This is a genomic window from Longispora fulva (assembly GCF_015751905.1).
Lineage (GTDB): Bacteria > Actinomycetota > Actinomycetes > Mycobacteriales > Micromonosporaceae > Longispora > Longispora fulva.
Genome location: NZ_JADOUF010000001.1, coordinates 8,366,687 through 8,383,180, shown reverse-complemented (window position 1 = coordinate 8,383,180; position 16,494 = coordinate 8,366,687). Strand labels below are relative to the sequence as shown.

General features: G+C 71.3%; 17 protein-coding genes and 1 tRNA gene. 7 read left to right on the top strand and 11 right to left on the bottom strand.

Features of this window, described 5'->3' with window-relative positions:
• The first annotated feature begins 6 nt into the window (after positions 1-6).
• Positions 7-474 carry a DUF4442 domain-containing protein gene (locus IW245_RS38650; RefSeq protein WP_197007999.1) on the top strand — a complete coding sequence of 156 codons (468 nt, stop codon included), beginning with the start codon at positions 7-9 and terminating at the stop codon, positions 472-474.
• A 71-nt stretch (positions 475-545) separates the two neighbouring features.
• Here IW245_RS38650 and IW245_RS38645 read toward each other — a convergent pair whose 3' ends face one another.
• On the bottom strand, positions 546-3,749 hold the full coding sequence (locus IW245_RS38645; protein WP_197007998.1) for a S41 family peptidase: 3,204 nt from the start codon (positions 3,747-3,749) through the stop codon (positions 546-548).
• A gap of 5 nt (positions 3,750-3,754) precedes the next feature.
• On the bottom strand, positions 3,755-4,438 hold the full coding sequence (locus IW245_RS38640) for a SanA/YdcF family protein (RefSeq protein ID WP_231399084.1): 684 nt from the start codon (positions 4,436-4,438) through the stop codon (positions 3,755-3,757).
• 101 nt (positions 4,439-4,539) lie between these two features.
• Here IW245_RS38640 and IW245_RS38635 point away from each other — a divergent pair, with 101 nt between their 5' ends.
• A complete protein-coding gene (locus tag IW245_RS38635) occupies positions 4,540-4,761 on the top strand; it encodes a hypothetical protein (RefSeq protein WP_197007996.1) in 222 nt (73 codons plus the stop codon).
• A 124-nt stretch (positions 4,762-4,885) separates the two neighbouring features.
• Here IW245_RS38635 and mshC read toward each other — a convergent pair whose 3' ends face one another.
• The 6 genes from mshC to IW245_RS38605 all read right to left on the bottom strand — a co-directional run bounded on the left by mshC (position 4,886) and on the right by IW245_RS38605 (position 10,396).
• The gene (gene mshC, locus IW245_RS38630) at positions 4,886-6,124 is read right to left on the bottom strand and encodes a cysteine--1-D-myo-inosityl 2-amino-2-deoxy-alpha-D-glucopyranoside ligase (RefSeq protein ID WP_197007995.1); all 1,239 of its coding nucleotides are present in this window, start codon (positions 6,122-6,124) and stop codon (positions 4,886-4,888) included.
• 159 nt (positions 6,125-6,283) lie between these two features.
• On the bottom strand, positions 6,284-7,054 hold the full coding sequence (locus IW245_RS38625) for an SCO1664 family protein (protein WP_233472968.1): 771 nt from the start codon (positions 7,052-7,054) through the stop codon (positions 6,284-6,286).
• On the bottom strand, positions 7,051-7,599 hold the full coding sequence (locus IW245_RS38620; protein WP_197007993.1) for a DUF3090 domain-containing protein: 549 nt from the start codon (positions 7,597-7,599) through the stop codon (positions 7,051-7,053). Before IW245_RS38620 ends, IW245_RS38625 begins: the two co-directional genes overlap by 4 nt.
• Before the next feature lie 13 nt (positions 7,600-7,612).
• On the bottom strand, positions 7,613-8,317 hold the full coding sequence (locus IW245_RS38615) for an MSMEG_4193 family putative phosphomutase (RefSeq protein WP_197007992.1): 705 nt from the start codon (positions 8,315-8,317) through the stop codon (positions 7,613-7,615).
• 198 nt (positions 8,318-8,515) lie between these two features.
• Positions 8,516-9,340, bottom strand: a complete 825-nt coding sequence (locus tag IW245_RS38610; protein ID WP_197007991.1) for an undecaprenyl-diphosphate phosphatase — start codon at positions 9,338-9,340, stop codon at positions 8,516-8,518.
• Between the two features lie 3 nt (positions 9,341-9,343).
• Positions 9,344-10,396 (bottom strand): LLM class F420-dependent oxidoreductase, encoded by a 1,053-nt coding sequence (locus IW245_RS38605; protein ID WP_197007990.1) that lies wholly within the window; start codon positions 10,394-10,396, stop codon positions 9,344-9,346.
• A gap of 121 nt (positions 10,397-10,517) precedes the next feature.
• On the opposite strand from IW245_RS38605, the gene IW245_RS38600 reads away from it, so the two are divergent.
• Both IW245_RS38600 and IW245_RS38595 read left to right on the top strand, forming a co-directional pair.
• Positions 10,518-11,474, top strand: coding sequence for an aldo/keto reductase (locus IW245_RS38600; protein ID WP_197007989.1), 957 nt, complete (start codon positions 10,518-10,520; stop codon positions 11,472-11,474).
• A 41-nt stretch (positions 11,475-11,515) separates the two neighbouring features.
• The gene (locus IW245_RS38595) at positions 11,516-11,710 is read left to right on the top strand and encodes a DUF5703 family protein (RefSeq protein ID WP_231399082.1); all 195 of its coding nucleotides are present in this window, start codon (positions 11,516-11,518) and stop codon (positions 11,708-11,710) included.
• 24 nt (positions 11,711-11,734) lie between these two features.
• Here IW245_RS38595 and IW245_RS38590 read toward each other — a convergent pair whose 3' ends face one another.
• The 3 genes from IW245_RS38590 to IW245_RS38580 are packed head-to-tail and all read right to left on the bottom strand — an operon-like array spanning position 11,735 to position 14,581.
• Positions 11,735-12,364: a hypothetical protein gene (locus IW245_RS38590; RefSeq protein ID WP_197007988.1), complete on the bottom strand. Its 630-nt coding sequence runs from the start codon at positions 12,362-12,364 to the stop codon at positions 11,735-11,737.
• 58 nt (positions 12,365-12,422) lie between these two features.
• Positions 12,423-13,736, bottom strand: coding sequence for a M20/M25/M40 family metallo-hydrolase (locus tag IW245_RS38585; protein ID WP_197007987.1), 1,314 nt, complete (start codon positions 13,734-13,736; stop codon positions 12,423-12,425).
• An 8-nt stretch (positions 13,737-13,744) separates the two neighbouring features.
• On the bottom strand, positions 13,745-14,581 hold the full coding sequence (locus tag IW245_RS38580; protein WP_197007986.1) for an SGNH/GDSL hydrolase family protein: 837 nt from the start codon (positions 14,579-14,581) through the stop codon (positions 13,745-13,747).
• 111 nt (positions 14,582-14,692) lie between these two features.
• Between IW245_RS38580 and IW245_RS38575 the strand changes: the two genes are divergently transcribed.
• From IW245_RS38575 to IW245_RS38570, 3 genes are all read left to right on the top strand, one after another.
• Positions 14,693-14,780: transfer RNA gene (locus tag IW245_RS38575), tRNA-Leu, on the top strand.
• 393 nt (positions 14,781-15,173) lie between these two features.
• The gene (locus IW245_RS41335; RefSeq protein WP_231399080.1) at positions 15,174-15,416 is read left to right on the top strand and encodes a hypothetical protein; all 243 of its coding nucleotides are present in this window, start codon (positions 15,174-15,176) and stop codon (positions 15,414-15,416) included.
• Positions 15,413-16,444 (top strand): tyrosine-type recombinase/integrase, encoded by a 1,032-nt coding sequence (locus tag IW245_RS38570; RefSeq protein WP_233472969.1) that lies wholly within the window; start codon positions 15,413-15,415, stop codon positions 16,442-16,444. Before IW245_RS41335 ends, IW245_RS38570 begins: the two co-directional genes overlap by 4 nt.
• Positions 16,445-16,494: the final 50 nt, after the last annotated feature.

The window sequence follows — 16,494 nt, the reverse complement described above, 5'->3', positions numbered from 1 at the left end:
GAAGGTATGCGAGCGAACACCCTGCGCCGGGGCATGAACCTGTGGCCCCCGTTCCTCTTCGCCGGCATCCGGGTCACCCGGCTGTCGGAGGACTACCGGCACGTCGAGGTCCGGCTGCGCCAGCGCAGGTGGAACAGCAACTACGTCGGCACCCACTTCGGCGGCAGCCTGTTCGCCATGACCGACCCGTTCTGGATGCTGCTCCTGCTCCGCCGGCTCGGCCCCGGACACGTCGTCTGGGACCGGGCCGCGGAGATCGAGTTCGTGTCCCCGGGGCGGGGTGACGTGTTCGCCCGGTTCGAGCTGACCGACGAGACGGTCGAGGAGGTCCGGGCGGCGGCGGCCGACGGGGCGAAGGTGCTGCCGTGGTTCGAGACCGACGTGGTCTCCGCAGACGGCACGATCGTGGCGCGGGTCCGCAAGCAGGTGTACGTGCGGCGGAAGCCGGAAAAGGTGCCGGCGCCCGCCGCCTGAATGTGGGTCGGCCCCGCCGGAACACGGGCCGACCCCGGCTGAGCCGGGGTCCGGTGCCGCCGGGCCCGGGGCTACTCCCCCGCGGGCGCGGGGCGCGGTGCCCGGGGCGGCAGCGGCGACCGGCCCAGGCGCGGCAGGTCCACCGGCTTCGGGCGGTGCGGCGGCTTCTTCTCCAACTCCGCCAGAGCCACCTCGATCGCCGTGTCCAACTGCGGATCCACCCCCCTGGCGAAGTCCTGCGGCGCGATGTCCACGTCGATGTCGGGGTCCGTGCCGTAGTTCTCCACCCGCCAGCCGACGTCGTCGAACCCGAACGAGAACTCCGGCTGGGTCGTGATCGTGCCGTCGGCCAGCTCGTGGTTCAGTGAGATGCCGACCACGCCGCCCCAGGTGCGGCGGCCGATCAGCGGGCCGAGGCCGTACATCTTGAACGCGTGGCTGAAGATGTCGCCGTCGGAGCCGGCGTGCTCGTTGGTGAGCGCCACCATGGGGCCGCGCGGCGACTCGACCGGGTACGGCTGCGGGGCCGCCCAGCGCGGGAAGTCGTACGCGATCCGGCGGCGGGCCAGGCGCTGCACGACGAGCGCTGAGACGTGCCCGCCGCCGTTGAACCGGACGTCGACGATCAGGCCGTCACGGTCGTACTCGCACAGATAGCCGCGCTGGAACTCCGCGTACCCGTCGGGGCCCATGTCGGGGATGTGCAGGTAGCCGAGGCGGCCGTTCGAGCGCTCGCGGACCAGGGCCCGGTTGGCCTCAACCCAGTCGCGGTAGCGGCCCGGCTTCTCGTCGGCCAGGGTGCGCACGGACACGGTGCGCGGCTCGCCGTTGGGCTTGTGCACGGTCAACTCGACCTCGGTCTCGGCGAGGCTGACCAGCAGCTCGCCGGGGGTCGCGGTGCCGAACCTGCGACCGTTGACCGCGACCAACACGTCGCCGGGGGCCACGTTCACGCCGGGCCGGTTGAGCGGCGAGGTGGCGTCGGGGTCCCACGGGTCGCCGGTGACGATCCGGTCGATCCGGTAGCCGCCGTCGACGGCGGAGAAGTCCGCGCCCAGATAGCCCTGCCGGTAGTAGGGGCGGCTGCGGTACTCCCCGCCGAACTCGTACGCGTGCGACGTGCCCAGCTCGCCCTGCACCTCCTGGAGCAGGTCGGACAGCTCCGCGCGGGTGGTGACCCGGTCGACCAGCGGCGCGTACCGCTCGTACGTGCCCGGCCAGTCGATCCCGGCCATGTCGGCGATCCAGAAGTGCTCGCGCTGCAACCGCCACGCCTCGCGGAACATCTGCCGCCACTCGGCCTCCGGGCGGACGGACACCTTCACCCGGTCCAGGTCGATCCAGCCGCCGGCCCGGTCCTCGCCGTCCTCGTCGGGGGCCTTGTCGCCGGCCTTGACGACCCGCAGCCGGCTGCCGGACCGGTAGAGCAGCGCCTTGCCGTCCGGCCCGACCTCGAACTCGGTGACCCCGTCGGCGATCCGCTCGATCTTGCCGGTCTCGAACTCGTAGGACTCCAGGACCCCGATCGCCTCGGCATCGGCGTCGAACCAGCGGTGCTGCCGACTGCCCCGGACCGGCTCGGACAGCAGCAGCGCCTTGCCGGCCACGGCGGCGACCGCCCGGTAGCGGGCCTCGGACACCGGGAAGGCCATCACCCGGCGCTCGATGCCGTCGAACTCGATCGTCTCGCCCTTGGGCTCCTCCGCCGCGGAGTCGTCCTTCTTGTCGCCCTCGACCAGCGGCTTGGGAGCCAGGATGAACGGGGAGCCCAGGTCGGAGCGCAGCGCCACGGCGTAGGGCCGGCCGCCGTACGGGAAGCCCAGGTCGAACTGGAGCTCGTCGTAGACCGGGTTGAACTCGCGCTGGCCGAGGAAGTACAGGTAGTCGCCCTTCGGGTCGAACACCGGCGAGCTGTCGCGCAGCACCGGGCGGGTCACGGCCCGCGTCTCGCCGGTCTCGCGCCGGCAGACCCGGATCTCGCTGGTCTCGGCGTTCACCGGATACGAGTACGCCAACCACGCGCCGCCCGCCGACCAGGACAGGTCCTCGATCTTGCCGTGCCCGCTGCGGTCCACCTGCCGGGCGGACCCGCTGTCGGTGTCGACCAGCCACAGCTCGCACCGGTGGTTGGCCACGGCGACGGTCGCGCCCTTCGGGGCCGGGGCCAGCGACACGATCCGCCCCAGATCCTCACCGATCACGCTCGAGGAGCCGCCGTCGGCCGACAGCACCACCAGGTCCTCGCGGTCGCTGTCCCCGGCAGCCGCCGCGACGAGCCGGTGCCCGTCGGCCAGCCAGGTCAGCTCCCGGTACCGCACGCCGTCGGGCTCGCCGTGCTGGCGGACCGGCCCCTCCCAGTTGCCCAGGGAGAAGGCCTTGCCCCGCACCGTCAGGGCCAGGCCCGAGCCGTCCGGCTTCAGGGTCGCGCTGTGCAGGTGCCGGGAGGAGCTGACGAACTTGCGCGACCGCTGGGTCCGCGAGCTGCCCAGCTCGATCTCGACCCGTCGGGTCTCCCCGCCGCCGTCGAGAACGTAGAGGTCCCCGCCGAGGTGGTACGTCAGCCGGCGGCCGTCACCGGTCAGGTTGCGGGCGTAGAAGTCCTCGTGGTCGGTGTGCCGGCGCAGGTCCTCGCCGGAGGCCGCGCACGAGTAGACGTTGCCGATCCCCTCGTGGTCGGACAGGAAGAACACCCGGTCGCCGATCCAGCACGGGGCCGCCAGGTTGCCGTCCACCGTGACCAGTCGGCGGAACTCACCGCCACCATCCGGGTCGATCCACAGTGCGCCGGCCGTGCCGCCCCGGTACCGCTTCCAGATGGCCGGGTCGGCGGTGTTGCGGCCGAGGACGACGGCCCCACCCGGCCCGTACGCGATGCTGCGGGCCAGGCCGCCGAACGGCAGCACCCGCGACAGCCCACCGGTCACGGCCACCGTGCGCAGCTGGCGGCGGTTGTGCGGCAGGTCGGCGGAGGACGAGTAGACGATCCGGCCGTCAGGGGCCCAGCCGGCGATGCCGACGAGCAGGCCGTGGTGGGTGAGGCGGCGCACCTCGCCCCCGGTCGCCGGCATCACGGACACCTCGCCGGGACCCTCGTCGCTGCCGGCGAACGCGATCAGCGTGCCATCCGGGGAGAGCAGCGGCTGGCTGGCCTCCGCGACCCCGGCGGTGAGCCGGGCGGCCCGGCCGCCGGAGGCCGGGACCGTCCACAGGTCGTCCTCACAGACGAAGACCAGGGTGTCGTCGTGCAGCGTCGGAAATCTCAGGTAGCCGGCCATGCGACTCAATCTAGCCGGAGGGAGTCCTGTACCGCTGTCTCCCGCTTGCCCAGAAACTCCGGGTCGGGCCGACCGACGATATCCAGCACGGCCTTCACGCAGGCCACCTTGTCGCGGACCGCCCCGGTCCACCACGGCTTCGGCCACTTGCGCATCGAGTCGTCGCCGACGCCGACCGCGTCGATGCCCTGCTGCCGGCAGAGCGCGACCGCGCGGGTGACGTGGAAGCTCTGGGTCACCACCGTCGCCGACGTCACGCCGAAGATCCGCTTCGCCCGCACACACGACTGGTACGTGTCGAAGCCCGCGTAGTCGCCGTTCACCTTGGTCTGCGGGACGCCCCGGTCGATGAGCCAGCCGCGCATCGGGTCGACCTCGTTGTAGTCGGGCTGACCGTCGTCCCCGGACACCAGGATCGCCCGGACCTTGCCGGCGCGGTAGAGGTCCAGGGCCAGCTGCAGCCTGGCCCGCAGGAAGTCCGACGGCTGGCCGTCCGGGTTGACCTGCGCGCCGAGCACGATCGCCACGGGCCGGACCGGCACGGCGTTTGCCGAGTAGACCTGTCCGCCGGCGGCGAGCGACACCAGGGCGACCGCTCCGCCGACCGTCAGGCCGACGCCGAGCAGGCCGGCGAGGGCCGCGAAGAACAGCCGGCGGGGACTCAGCGCGCGTCTCACGTTCAGCCACATGTCCGCCAGCATGCCCGAGGGGACGCCCGATCCGCCACGGGACTTTTCCCCTGAAGGGCGTGAAACAGACAGGTGGTGGGGGACGGGTAGGCTCGTGAACCATGGGCGCCCTGCAGGATGATCACGACATCACCCGACCGCCGAACGGCTGCCAGCCGGTGCGCTGCACGGCCGGCTGCGACGACGGCCTGGTCGACATCCCCCGGGCGATCGTCGGCCCGGTCCTCGGCACCCCACTGGCCCCCGGCGAGCTGACCACGGTGCTGCGACCGGCCCGCTGCCGCGCCTGCAACGGCCGTGGCTGGCTGTGGGGCGTGGAATGACCGCCGCGCGCCGGCCCAGTGACGCGGCGTAAAAAATAATGGTGTTGATCTGGATTTCCGCGGAAGACCCAGATCAACACCATTTTCGGGTTACGCCGCGCGCCTCCCCCGGCGCGCGACGGCCCTAGAGTTCGATGCCGAGCAGCGTGTCCACGGCGGCCTTGACCAGCGCCGGAGCAGCAGAGTCGCTGCCCTCGCCCGCCAGGGTCGCCTCCGCCCACGCGTCGACGGCGGCGAGGGCGCCCGGGGTGTCCAGGTCATCGGTCAGCCGGTCGCGGAGCGTGGCGAGCAGGGCCTGACCCGACAGCGCCACCGGGCGGGCCGCCGCCTCACGCCACCGGTCGAGCCGGAGCTGGCCGGTCTTGCCGACCTCGTCCGTCCACTGCCGGTCGGTGCGGTAGTGGTCGGCCAGCAGCGCCAGCCGGATCGCCATCGGGTCGACGCCGGTCCCGCGCAGCTTGGACACGAACACCAGGTTGCCCTTGCTCTTGCTCATCTTCTCGCCGTCGAGGCCGATCATGCCCGCGTGCGTGTAGTGCCCGGCGAACGGGTGCGCGCCGGTCAGACACTCCGCGTGCGCTGACGACATCTCGTGGTGCGGGAAGAGCAGGTCGTTGCCGCCGCCCTGCACGTCGATCCGCTCGCCGAGCAGGCCGAGGGCGATCACGGCGCACTCGATGTGCCAGCCGGGGCGGCCGGCGCCGAGGGTGTGCCCGTCCCAGGACGGCTCGCCGTCGCGGGCCCCGCGCCACAGCAGCGCGTCGAGCGGGTCGCGCTTGCCGGCCCGGTCCGGGTCGCCGCCGCGCTCGGCGAAGAAGCCCAGCATGGCCTCGCGGTCCAGCCGGGACTCGTAGCCGAAGGCCGGGGCCTTGCTGATGTCGAAGTAGACGTCACCGGTGCCGTCCTCGAGCCGGTACCCGGCCCCGGAGGCGACCAGGCGCTCGATGTGGGTGACGATCTCGGGGATCGACTCGACCGCGCCGACGTAGTGGTCGGGCGGGAGGATCCGCAGCGCCTCCATGTCCTCGCGGAACAGGGCGGTCTCGAGCATGCCGAGCACGATCCAGTCCTGCTTGTCGCGGGTGGCCCGCTCCAGGAGGGGATCGTCGATGTCGGTCACGTTCGACACGTAGCTGACCTCGTGGCCGGCGTCGCGCCACAGCCGGTTGATCAGGTCGAAGCTGATCATGGTGGCGGCGTGGCCGAGGTGCGCGGCGTCGTACGGGGTGATGCCGCACACGTACATCTTCGCCACCCCGGTCGGGGAGGTGGGACGTACGGCGCCCGTCGACGAGTCGTACAGCGCGACGGGGCGGCCCGAGCCGGGAAGCGTGGGCAGGGAGGGTGCCAACCAGGATTCCATCCCGCAAGCCTATCCAGCGGAGATCAGTTCGCGGTGGTCAGCCGACGGGCCGGGGAGGTCGGGTGGATCACAGCGCGGGCTGTAACGCCCAACGGGGCGGCGCGGGCCGGTCGCGGGGCCCGAGCCAGGGCCGCGTGGGTGAGGCCGGGGCCGGCGCCGCTACAGGGCCGGCCAGGGCAGGGGCGGCCAGCGGTCGCTGGGTTCCGGGTACTTCCCCGCCCCCAGCATCCGGTCGATCCGCGACCCGACGGCGTCGACCTCCGACCGGGTCAGGTGCGCGGCGAGCGCCGACCCCAGCTCCCGGTCGAGGGCGACCTTCAGGTGCCCCAGGACCCCGGTGATCTCGGTGGGCAGCGGCTCGCCGGCCCAGCCCCACAGCACGGTGCGCAACTTGTCCTCGGTGTGGAAACAGACCCCGTGGTCGATGCCGTAGACATGCTGGTCGGCGTCGCGGAGCAGGTGGCCGCCCTTGCGGTCGGCGTTGTTGACGATGCCGTCGTAGGCGGCGATCCGGGCCAGCCCCGGGTCGTCGGCGTGCCCGAGCAGACCGCCCTCGGCGGAGGCGATCGCGTGCCAGCCGGCGGGCAGCTCGGGGGCGAAGTCGACCAGGGGCGGCTCGACGGCCTCGATCCACAGCTGGCACGACCCCGGCCCGTACGGCCCGTCGCGCAGCACCGTGGGCGGCACGCTCCCCCACCCGGTGGCCTCGCTGACCAGATACGCGGCGACCTCCCGGCCGGCCAGGGTGCCGTCGGGGAAGTCCCACAGCGGCCGCTCGCCCTTCACCGGCTTGTACACGCACCGCGCGGTCACCCCGGCGTGCGTGACGAACGCGCGCAGGGTGGCGTTGGAGGCGTCGACGAGCCGGCCCTCCAGCTCGAGCTCCCCGTGGGTGAGCAGCTCGAGGGCCGCGTCCAGGTCGAGGTTCACGACGTGCGGTGGTAGCCGTTGTGCCGGGGGCACAGGTGCCCCGCCGGGTCCAGCGGCTGGCCGCACAGCGGGCACGGCGGCCGGCCGGCGGCGACGAGCCGGCGGGCCCGGTCGATGAACTGCCGGGTGGCGGCCGGGCTGATCCGGACCCGCAGCCGGTCCAGGGTCGCGTCGGGCTCGCCCTCCTCGGGCTCCTCCGGTTCGGCCTCGCTGGCCTCGACGGCCTCGATGACCACTGTGGTCGAGTCGGTGTCCCAGGCCAGGCCGAGCGTGCCGACCCGGAACTCCTCGTCCACCGGGGTGTCCAGCGGGCCGTTGTCGGTGGGCTGGCCCGCCGGGGCCTCCACGCCGAACCGCAGCCGCACCTCGTCGAGCAGCTCCTCCAGCTTGTCGGCGAGGAGGGAGACCTGCATCTTCTCCAGCGCGACGCTGACGAGCCGGCCGCCGCCGCGGGCCTGCAGGAAGAACGTGCGGTCGCCGGGGACCCCGACCGTGCCGGCGACGAACCGGTCCGGGGGCTCGAAGGCATACACCTGGTGGGTCACGACGTCACCTCGCTCATGTAGTGACCCTACCCGCGCCTCCGCCGACGACGGCGTCGGAGTTCGTCGCCTCGACCGGGTCAGTCGGCACCAATCCGGACAGGTCGCCCCCCACGTCGTTCACCCTCAGCAGAAACGGCCGGGTCTCCGTGTACCGGATGACGGTCAGCGACGCCGGCTCGACCACGATCCGCTGGAACTGGTCGAGGTGCAGCCCCAGCGCGTCGGCCGTGACGGCCTTGATCACGTCGGCGTGGCTGCAGGCGACCCACAGCGCGTCGGGGCCGTGCTCGGCGGCGATCTTCGCGTCCCAGTCCCGGACGCCGGCCACGCACCGGGCGGCCATCGCGGCCATGGCCTCCCCGCCGGGGAACACCGCGGCACTCGGGTGCCGCTGCACCACCCGCCACATCGGGTCGTCGGTCAGCTCGCCGATCGGCCGGCCGGTCCAGTCGCCGTAGCCCGCCTCGGCGAAGCGGGCGTCGATCAGCGGCTTGTCCCCGTCGGCGTCGCGCGCGGCGAGCACCGCCTCGGCCGTCTGCCGGCAGCGCCGGACGGGGCTCGTCACGATCGCGGCGAGGGGCAGGGCCGCCAGCCGGGCGGCGACCGCGGCCACCTGGCGCTCCCCGAGCTCGTCGAGGGGCACCGGCAGGTCACCCGCGAGGATGCCAGCGGTGTTGGCGGTGCTCCGCCCGTGGCGGAGAAGCAGGACTGTGGGCACGAATCGGAATTCTAACGCGGGCGGACGTGGCGGCGGACGATCGTCACGCCCTCGCCATGTCACACCCGCGCCCGACAGCACAGCGATCGGCGCGACCGGGACCGCGCGCCAGACACACTGACCCCGGACCAGTGTGGTCCGGGGTCAGTCGGGGGCGGGAGTGTTTTCCGCCATTCCTCACAAGCGACAAACCAGACGTCAGGTCGCCGAGATCGTGCCGGCGACCAGCAGGCCGATGATGCCCAGGCCGAGCAGCACCCGGTACCCGACGAAGGTGGTGATCGAGTGCTTGGCGACGAACTTGAGCAGCCAGGCGATCGAGGCGTACCCGACGACGAAGCTGACCACGGTGCCGATCACCAGCGGCAGCACGCCGATGCTGCCGTGCAGGGCGTCCTTGAGCTCGTACAGGCCGGCGGCGGTCAGGGCCGGGATGCCCAGGAAGAACGACAGCCGGGTGGCGGTGACCCGGTCGAGGTCGCGCAGCAGGCCGCCGGAGATCGTGGCCCCCGACCGCGACACCCCGGGCACCAGGGCGAGGCACTGCATGAACCCGATGATCAGGACGTCCTTGAGGGTCACGTCCCGCTCGCCGCGCTGCTGCGGGCCGACCCGCTCGGCGAACCACATCACCAGGCTCCACACGATCAGCGCGCCGGCCACGACCCACAGGCTGCGCAGCGGGCCCTTGATCAGCGGCTTGCCGACCAGGCCGACGACGGCGATCGGGAGGGAGCCGGCGACGACGTACCAGCCGAAGCGGTAGTCGAAGCCGCGCTCCTCCTTGTTCACGATCCCCTTGAACAGCCCGACGACGATCCGCGCGATGTCCTTGCGGAAGTACAGGATCGCCGCGACGATCGCGCCGATCTGGATCACCGCGGTGTAGCCGGTGACCGCGTCGTCGGCGACGTTCATGCCCATCAGCTTCTCGGCGATCGTGAGGTGCCCCGTCGAGGACACCGGCAGGAACTCCGTGAACCCCTCGACGATTCCGAGGACTATCGCCTGCCAGATCTCCACGTACTACTCCCCAACTCCCGATCGCTCCATCGCGTCGGCGAGCCCGCGCAGGGTCGCCACGCCGTCCTCGATGTCCGAGTCGAACACGCTGACGGACAGAGTAGTCACACCCGCCGCGGCGTACGCTGTGAGGCGCTCGGCGACCCGTTCCACAGGGCCGAGGAGCGAGGTGCGGTCGACGAACTCGTACGGGACGGCGGCCATCGCCTCGCGGTAGCGCTTGTTGAGGAAGTGGTCCTGGATCTCGTCGGCGGCCTCTCCGTAGCCCATCCGGGTCGCCAGCCGGTTGTAGAAGTTCTGCTCCTTGCTGCCCATCCCGCCGATGTAGAGGGACGCGTAGCCGCGGACCAGCTCGGCGCAGACCTCCGGGTCCGGGCCGATGACGAGGGGCACGCTGGGCGCGACGTCGAAGCCCTCCATCGTCTTGCCGACCTTCGCCCGGCCCTTGGCGATCAGGTCCAGATGCTCGTGGGCGCTCTCCGGCTCGAGGAAGATGGCCAGCCAGCCGTCGGCGAGCTCACCGGTCAGCTCCAGGTTCTTCGGGCCGATGGAGGCCAGGTAGATCGGGATGTCGGTGCGGTAGGGGTGCAGGGACAGCTTGAGCGCCTTGCCCGGGCCGCCGGGCAGCGGGAGCTGGTAGGTGGGGCCGGAGTGCTCGACCGTCTTGCGGGACAGGACCTTGCGGACCACGTCGATGTACTCGCGGGTGCGGGCCAGCGGCTTGTCGAACGCGACGCCGTACCAGCCCTCGGAGACCTGGGGGCCCGAGACGCCCAGGCCGAGGCGGAACCGGCCCTCCGAGAGGGTGTCGAGGGTGGCCGCCGTCATCGCGGTCATCGCCGGCTGGCGGGCCGGGATCTGCATGATGGCGCTGCCCAGCTCGATCGTGCTGGTCTGCGCGGCCAGCCACGCCAGGGTGGTCGGATTGTCCGAGCCGTACGCCTCGGCGGCCCACGCCACGGAGAAGCCGAGCCGTTCGGCCTCCTGGACGAGGGCCAGGTTGCGCTTCGCCTGGTCGGCGTTCGCCCAGTAGCCGAGGTTGAGTCCGAGCCGCATCGAAGCCTCCGCATATTACTCATGAGTAGGTTGAATGATCGTAGCGTGTGGCGGGTAGCCGACGGCAGATGCGCCGGGCTGGGATTCCGCTGGGCGTGGCGAGCCGGTACCGTCGCGAGACATGCAGCAACGACCCCTCGGCCGAAGCGGGCTCCACGTCTCCCGCCTCGGTCTCGGCACCATGACCTGGGGCCGGGACACCGACGCCGACGAGGCCGCCGACCAGCTCCGAACCTACCTGGACGCCGGCGGCAACCTGCTCGACACCGCCGACGTGTTCGGCGACGGTGACAGCGAGGCCGTGATCGGGGCGCTGCTCGACGGGGTGGTCGACCGCGACGAGCTCGTCATCTCCACCAAGGCCGGCCTGCGTCCCGGTACGCCGCGCCGGCACGACAACTCGCGGCTGCACCTGCTGCGCGCCCTGGACGCCTCCCTGGGCCGCCTCGGCACCGACTACGTGGACGTCTGGCACGTGCACGGCCACGACCCTGCCACCCCGATCGCCGAGACCCTCGCGGCCCTGGACACCGCTGTCTCCTCCGGCCGGGTCCGCTACGCCGGGGTGTCCAACTTCAACGGCTGGCAGACCGCCCAGGCCGCCGCCGTCAGCCCGACCCCGCTGATCTCCGCCCAGGTGGAGTACTCGCTGCTGGAGCGCGGGGTCGAACGCGAGGTGCTCGGCGCGTGCGCCGCCCTCGGACTGGGCCTGCTCGCCTGGTCCCCGCTCGGCCGGGGCGTCCTGACCGGGAAGTACCGGCACGGGGTGCCCTCGGACTCGCGCGGCGGGTCGGAGCACCTGGAGCGGTTCGTGGCGCCGTACCTGGACAAGCGGGGGGCCGGGATCGTGGAGGCCGTGGCCACCGCCGCCGACGGCCTGGGCTGCTCGCCGCTCGTCGTCGCGCTCGCCTGGATCCGGGACCGGCCCGGCGTCACCGCCCCGCTGATCGGGGCCCGGACCACCGGCCAGCTGCTCGGGGCCCTGGCCGTGGAGAAGGTCACGCTGCCGGCGCAGATCCGCCGGGCGCTCGACGATGTGTCGGCCGTGCGCTTCGGGTACCCGGAAAGGCAGTCGTGACTACCCTGGAAATGTCACCGACCGTTAGGCAGAATGTAACGATGTCCGATTATGAATATGTGCCGCTCCGGATCCCACCGGGCACGGACCGGACAGCGGCACAGGCCCAGCTGACCATCCAGGCGGAGTACGGCGGCTGGGAACTCGCCCGGGTCCTGCTCTTCGGCGACGGTACCCGACAGGTGGTGCTGCGACGCCGGATCACCGGCGCCGCACTACCAGCGCTGTCGAGCTAGCTAGTCCTCTTCGTCTTCGCAGAGCTAGTCTTCTTCGACTCCTTCGTCGTCGAAGGGGTGCTCGTCGAACCGGCCGACGAGCTTCTCCCCCGCGCCCACGGCGAACACGGCGTCGATGTCGTCCTCGGGCGCCGCGTCCGGGTCGAGGGAACTGTCCACCTCGCTGACCGTCACCACCCCGTCGAGCGGCTCCAGCTCCGGGATGTCCAGCGGGGCCAGGGACCCGTCGCCGGCCTGCAGCAGCTCCAGCACCGCCTCGCCGATGTTCGCGACCTCGGTGTCGTCGTCGGCCTCCGTGCGCAGCTTCTGGGCGACCCGCATCAGCGCCGCGGCGTTCGGCACCAGGTAGTCCCGGCGCTGGCGAACCGCGATCAGGGTCGGCTCCGCGTCGCGGTCGACGGTCACCGACGCGAACTCCACGTCGGCGGCGTCCGGGTCGATGGGCTGCACGTCCCACGGCGTGACCTCGCCGAAGCTGGACAGCATCTCGTCGTCGTAGGCGACCGCGGCGTTGTTCAGTGCCACGTACGCCGACCACACCGCGTCGTCGTCGGGGCGGCCGTCGGCGGCCTTCACGGCCTCCAGGTGCACGCGGGCCGCCGCGATCACGGACTCCAGGGCGGCCTCGAGTTCGGTGTGCCGGTCGTCGGTCATGGGTGTTCCTTCACGTCAGCAGGCAAGACTTCATCGGTACCCGGAAAGCGGTGTTTTCTCAACTCGCCCGCAGGAACCGGTCCAGGACATCCACGCCGAACTTCAGGCCGTCGACCGGGACCCGCTCGTCGATGCCGTGGAACAACGCCGTGAAGTCCAGGTCGGCCGGCAGCCGCAGCGGGGCGAAGCCGAAGCACCGGATCCCGAGCCGCGCGAACGCCTTCGCGTCCGTGCCACCCGACAGCATGTACGGTACCGGCCGGGCACCCGGGTCCACCGCGCGCAGTGCCGCACCCATCGCCTCCACGAGATCCCCGTCGAAGGACGTCTCCAACCCGGGCTGCCGGTGGATGTACTCGATGTCGATGTCCGGCCCGACGATCGCGCGCAGCTGGGCCTCCAGCTCCTCGGACCGGCCCGGCAGGCTGCGGCAGTCGATCGTCGCCGACGCCCGGCCCGGGATCACGTTGTCCTTGTAGCCGGCGTCGAGGCGGGTCGGGTTCGCCGTGTTGCGCAGCGTCGCGCCGATCACCCGGGCCACCGGGCCGAGCTTGGCGATCGCGGCCTCCGGGTCGGCCGGGTCGAAGTCGAAGCCGAGCACCTCGCTGGACCGCTCCAGGAAGTCGCGCACCGTCGGGGTCAGCGTGACCGGGAACTCGTGCCGGCCGATCTTCGTCACGGCCTCGGTGAGGGCGACCACGGCGTTGTCGTGGTGGATCATCGAACCGTGCCCCGGCCGGCCGCTCGCCGTGATCTTCAACCAGTCGAGCCCCTTCTCGGCGGTCTCGATCAGGTACAGCCGCAGATCGTTGCCCGCGTCCACCGAGAAGCCGCCGACCTCGCCGACCGCCTCCGTGCAGCCCTCGAACAGGTCGGCGTGCTCGTTGACGAGGAACTGCGACCCGTACATCGAGCCGGCCTCCTCGTCGGCGAGGAACGCCAGCACCAGGTCGCGGGGCGGCACGACGCCCTCGCGCTTCCACTGCCGCACCACGGCCAGCAGCATCGCGTTGAAGTCCTTCATGTCCACGGCCCCGCGGCCCCAGACGTACCCGTCCTTGACCTCGCCGCTGAACGGGTGCACCGACCACTCGCTCGCGTCGGCCGGCACCACGTCCAAGTGCGCGTGCACGAGCAGCGCGGGCCTCGTCGGGTCGGAGCCCTCGAACCGGGCCACGACGCTCGCCCGGCCCGGCGCGCTCTCGATGATCCGGGGCTCCAGCCCCACCTCGGAGAGCAGCCCGGCCACGTACTCGGCCGCCGCCCGCTCCCCCGCACTCGTGTCGTTGTCGCCCGTGTTCGTCGTGTCGATCCGGATCAGGTCGCGGCAGATGTCGACTACCTCGTCGACGGCGAGGGGGTGGGAGGTCATACCACTTTCTACCACCTGTACCCGGCCTCGTTCGTCACCCGGGCGAGCTCGGCCTGACCGAGGGCACTCGGATGGAAGTAGTCGATCGAGCTGACATGCTCGGGCCGGAACTGGAACCGGAACACCGCCCCGCCGTCCGTCCGACAGTTGGACCCGTAGTCCTTGCAGGCCACGGCGATAACGTCGTTGTAGGCCACCACCCGGTCGCGGACACTCTGCCGACGCCGCTCGTCCTCGGCGGCCGTCGATCCGGGATTCGCGAGCATCGAGGGGCAGATGCCCAGCCCCCAGCGCTGGGTGGCCCGCTGGTCGGCGTGGCCGATGCTCCAGAGCTGGTAGAGATCGGGGACGGACGCCAGGAGGAGCTTGGCGTCCGGCGCGCCCTTCCGGATGGTGGCGAGGGACTTCGCCAGATCGGCTTTGAACGCGGTGGTGGAGGTCATCCGGTCGGCGCTCTGCCGGCACGCGTCGTTGGCGCCGATCAGAATCGTGACGTACGCCGGGTGGACCGCCGCCGCGCTCTCCGCCTGCCCTGGGAGGTCCGCCACCCTTGCTCCCGAGTTGGCCAGGTTCGTTCCCGGTTGACCGACCTTGTGGGCGTGGCTGTCGAGCGTGGTCCCGGTGGACCACGAAGCCTCGGGACAGTCGCCGATCTTGTCGGAGCAGGCATTGACGCCCCGGGTGATCGAGTCACCGAGGGCCACGACCGGTCCCGGGACCTTGGCGGGCCTGGGGGCTTCCGTGATGGGGACGGTGGTCGTGGGGGTGGCGTCGGGGGTGGCTGGGGTGGCCGTGCAACCGGCCAGGAGCAGGGGCAGGAGGGCTGCCAGGAGGGGGCGGCGCATGCAGCGACGGTAGCCGATTACGTGCCTGGGACGGTTCCGTGTACAGTTACTGCCCGTACGGTGATCACGCCGGGGGGGACCTCGGAGATCGCCGGATAACTTAATGTGCAAGTCCGAGTGGCGGAATGGCAGACGCGCTAGCTTGAGGTGCTAGTGTCCTTTATCGGACGTGGGGGTTCAAGTCCCCCCTCGGACACCAGTTCTGGTGAAAGCCCACCATCAATGGCGGTCGAAATCTAATTTTCGGCTAGCTGCTGCAGGTGGGCTATGTCCAGTTCTCCATCTCGGCGTGTCGGCCATTTCTTTGCGACCGTTCACCGGAATGTCCGTTTCTTTCGCTCCGGTCGCCGGCGTTGACGATGAAACGATGCGTCCCACAGGTCCCCCGCCGGCCGAGAAGCCCATCCCGGCACTTGTGCCCTCGGTGCTCGACGGGCCCCGACCCCAGCCCGCACCTCAGCCAGCCCTACCCGCCTCACCGCCAAGACATGCCCCGCAGGATTGGCTACTGGGCATCGCGCGCCCCGACGCCTCGGGCCGAGTCACCGAGCAGGACCTGCTGCTGGCACTGACCTGGTCTCCCGGATGCCGCGTGGACATCAAGGTGCGCAACGTGTCCATCGTCGTGTCCGCCGCTACAGCGGGCCGTCACGCCATCGGAATTCGCGGCGAGATCCCTCTCCCCGTAGCCGCCCGCCGGATGTGCGCCTTCACTCCGGGCGAGCCATTGGTTCTGGCTGCCGACGTCGCACTGAGCCGGTTGATCGTCCAGTCGGCCCGTTCCGTCGCACAACTGCTGGCCGACCTCGACGCACCGTACTCGGCGACTCAGTGACCGCTGATCCAGAGCGGCTCGCCGCAGCACGACGCCTGCTCGACCAGCTCGGCATCACGATCTCCGACCTCCGGGACGATGACGCGCCGCAAACGCCGTTACCGACATTCGGCGAGTACCTGCCCCGGGTCGTGGCAGCAGCTGGGCCCGGCGCACAACGTACATACGGCAGCTACTGGGACCGCATGGTAGAAGCATGGGAAGACTGGCCTCTGGACAAGATCGCCGCCAGCGACATCGAGGCCATGCAGCGTAAGACCGCCGCCTCCGCTCGGTCGCGCCGCACCACCCGTGGCGGTCGGCACGCCGGTGAACACGTCATCGCAGCCGCCCGCGCCGTCTTCAACCGCGCCATCGCCGACGGGCTGATCGATCCCACCGCCAGCCCCGCACACCGCGTCGCCAAACCCCGCAGACTGCCCAGCACCCGGCGGGCGTTGACCACGCGAGAAATCGACGAGATCAACCACGCCGCACGCACCAGCGGCAACGACGTGGTGCTCGACGCGCTTCTGCTGCGGCTGCACACCGAGACCGCCTGCCGTCGCGGCGGCGCGCTCGGTTTGCGGCTGATCGACCTGGACGTCCGCAACGGCCTCATCCGACTCGCGGAGAAGGGCGGCACCGTTCGATGGCAGCCCATCACGCTGGAACTCGCCGACCACCTCAACACGCAAGCCCGCGGCCGCGGCGCGGTGCTGCCCGGGGACAAGCTGTTGCGGTACCGCAATGGCCGAGCGATCACCAGCAGGCGCTATGACCATCTCTGGAAGCGAATCGGGGACGCGCTGCCGTGGGTCGCGGTGCAGGGCATCTCCACCCACTGGCTACGCCACACCACCTTGACGTGGGTCGAGCGGCACTTCGGGTACGGCGTCGCCCGTGCCTATGCGGGACACACTGATTCGGTTGGTGCTGCGACTACCACCTACATCAAGGCAGACCTACACGCTGTCGCCGTGGCTCTGTCGGCAATGACCGGACAACCTCATCCACTGGCTGTCGCGCCTGGGGTCAGCAGACCGTGACGACATCGACCGTCCCGCCTGTCGGCGTGGTGATCCCGACTGCAGTCGTC

Coding starts and splice junctions, on each gene's coding strand:
- IW245_RS38650 (WP_197007999.1), top strand. CDS start 7: ATGCGAGCGAACACCCTGCGCCGGGGCATGAACCTGTGGCCCCCGTTC.
- IW245_RS38645 (WP_197007998.1), bottom strand. CDS start 3,749: ATGGCCGGCTACCTGAGATTTCCGACGCTGCACGACGACACCCTGGTC.
- IW245_RS38640 (WP_231399084.1), bottom strand. CDS start 4,438: ATGTGGCTGAACGTGAGACGCGCGCTGAGTCCCCGCCGGCTGTTCTTC.
- IW245_RS38635 (WP_197007996.1), top strand. CDS start 4,540: ATGGGCGCCCTGCAGGATGATCACGACATCACCCGACCGCCGAACGGC.
- mshC (WP_197007995.1), bottom strand. CDS start 6,124: ATGGAATCCTGGTTGGCACCCTCCCTGCCCACGCTTCCCGGCTCGGGC.
- IW245_RS38605 (WP_197007990.1), bottom strand. CDS start 10,396: ATGCGGCTCGGACTCAACCTCGGCTACTGGGCGAACGCCGACCAGGCG.
- IW245_RS38600 (WP_197007989.1), top strand. CDS start 10,518: ATGCAGCAACGACCCCTCGGCCGAAGCGGGCTCCACGTCTCCCGCCTC.
- IW245_RS38595 (WP_231399082.1), top strand. CDS start 11,516: ATGTCCGATTATGAATATGTGCCGCTCCGGATCCCACCGGGCACGGAC.
- IW245_RS38590 (WP_197007988.1), bottom strand. CDS start 12,364: ATGACCGACGACCGGCACACCGAACTCGAGGCCGCCCTGGAGTCCGTG.
- IW245_RS38585 (WP_197007987.1), bottom strand. CDS start 13,736: ATGACCTCCCACCCCCTCGCCGTCGACGAGGTAGTCGACATCTGCCGC.
- IW245_RS38580 (WP_197007986.1), bottom strand. CDS start 14,581: ATGCGCCGCCCCCTCCTGGCAGCCCTCCTGCCCCTGCTCCTGGCCGGT.